Source organism: Protofrankia sp. CiP1_Cm_nod3 (genome assembly GCF_982290655.1).
The window spans coordinates 121325-122977 of sequence record NZ_CEVIVD010000002.1; the positions used below are offsets into that span (position 1 = coordinate 121325).

Consider the following 1653-nt stretch of genomic DNA (forward strand, 5'->3'; position numbering starts at 1 on the left):
GGCCCCGGCCGGCCCGGGCTGCCCGGACAGCGCGGGCAGCCCGGCCAGCCCCGGCCGTCCGGGCTGCCCGCGCCGGGGCGGCAGGACGATGCTCGCCGGCAGCGTCCGGGAGACGTCGTAGTCGAAGCGGATCGCCAGGTACGGTTCGCTCCGGCTCTCGACCAGGGCGTAGGCGTCGGCGGCGTCGTCGATGGCGAAACTGTGCGTCACCAGATCGGCGACCTTCAGCCGGCCGGTGGCCAGCAGGTCGACGACGGCCTCCAGGTTGCGGCCCTCCGTCCAGCGGACCTGGCCGGCCGGGTAGTCCACCCCCCAGTCCTCGTACGCCCGCTCGTAGCGGCCGGGGCCGTACGAGCGGGCGAACCGCACCGACAGCTCCCGGTCGTAGAAGGGCGTGCGGTCGAGCTCGAGCCCGACGTCCCCGACGATGACCACGGTCGCGCGGTCCCGGCACAGCGCCGGCACCCGGCCGATGAGATCCGAGCTCCGGGTGGCGGCGCAGACCAGCACGGCGTCCGCGCCCCGCCCACGGGCCCAGCGCGCCACCGCGGCCGTGGTGGCCTCGCCCTGTTCACGCAGGGTGAGGACGCCGGCCCGGCCGGCCGCGGCCAGCGGCAGGTCGGCGACGTCGATGCCGGCCACGTCGCATCCGCTGGCCAGCGCGATCCGGGCGGCGAGCTGGCCGACCAGGCCAAGCCCGACGACCACCACCTTCGCGCCCGGCCCGACGTCGGCCAGGCGCAGCCCGTGCAGGGCGATGGAGGCCACCGTCGCGAACGCCGCGTCCGCGGCCGGCACCCCGGCGGGCACCGGCACGCACAGCAGACCGGGCACCGCCTGCACTTCGGCGTGGTTCGCCCAGCCGGCCCCGCCGGTGGCGACGAGCTGTCCGGGCGCGATACCGGTCCCGTCGACCATCTCGCCGACGTCCAGCACGGTCCCGGCGGCGCTGTAGCCGAGCGGGATGTCCCCGCCGAGGCGGGCCCGTACCGCGCGGGCGGCCGGGCCGATCCCGTCGGCCCGGGCCCGTTGGACCACCTGGCGGACCAGGTCGGGACGGGCCCGGGCCTTGGCCAGCAGCCCCGACTGGGCGAGCGCGGTGACCGCCCGTTCCGTCCCGGGGGAGACGATGCTCGCCGCGGTACGGACCAGCACCTCGGTCGGTCCGATCCGCGGTGCGGGGACGTCGAGAACCTCGACCGCGCCTCCGCTGACCGCCTGCACCACCTGTTTCACGTCCGCTGCACCCCCTTGGCTCCGGCCCGGCCCGGCATCGCCGCCCGGCCTGGCACTTCCGGCCGGCCCGGCGCCCCTGACCGGCCCGGTGCTTCTTCTGGTTGGCCTGGCTGGCCTGTTGGGTCTGTTGGGTCTGGTTGGTCCGGCGCGTCCGGTCGGTCCGCCGCCGTCGGTCGAGCTGGTGGTCGAGCTGGTGGCCGCGGCCGGACGCCGGCCAGCTGGCCGGTCTCGATGTCCGTGTGGATCTCGATAGGCAGCTCGTGGTCGACGACGTAGGCGGCGGTGAGCGCCGGCACGGTGTCCTGCCAGCCGAGCGCGCGGTGCGTCGGGCGCAGCTCCCAGCGGCCCGTCCCGGCGGCGGCCGGGCCGCCACGCACGCGCAGGACGATCTCCCCGCTGCCGCTGCCGCTGCCGCTG

Annotated in this window: 1 protein-coding gene and 1 pseudogene; both read right to left on the reverse strand. The window is 77.0% G+C overall.

Features of this window, described 5'->3' with window-relative positions; all coding sequences use genetic code 11:
* On the reverse strand, positions 1-1236 hold a 1236-nt coding region (locus AC5LUJ_RS01410; RefSeq protein WP_493464346.1), incomplete at its 3' end, for a zinc-dependent alcohol dehydrogenase.
* Positions 1233-1653: pseudogene (locus AC5LUJ_RS01415) on the reverse strand (hypothetical protein); the annotation flags it as partial. The gene AC5LUJ_RS01410 and the pseudogene AC5LUJ_RS01415, both read right to left, overlap by 4 nt.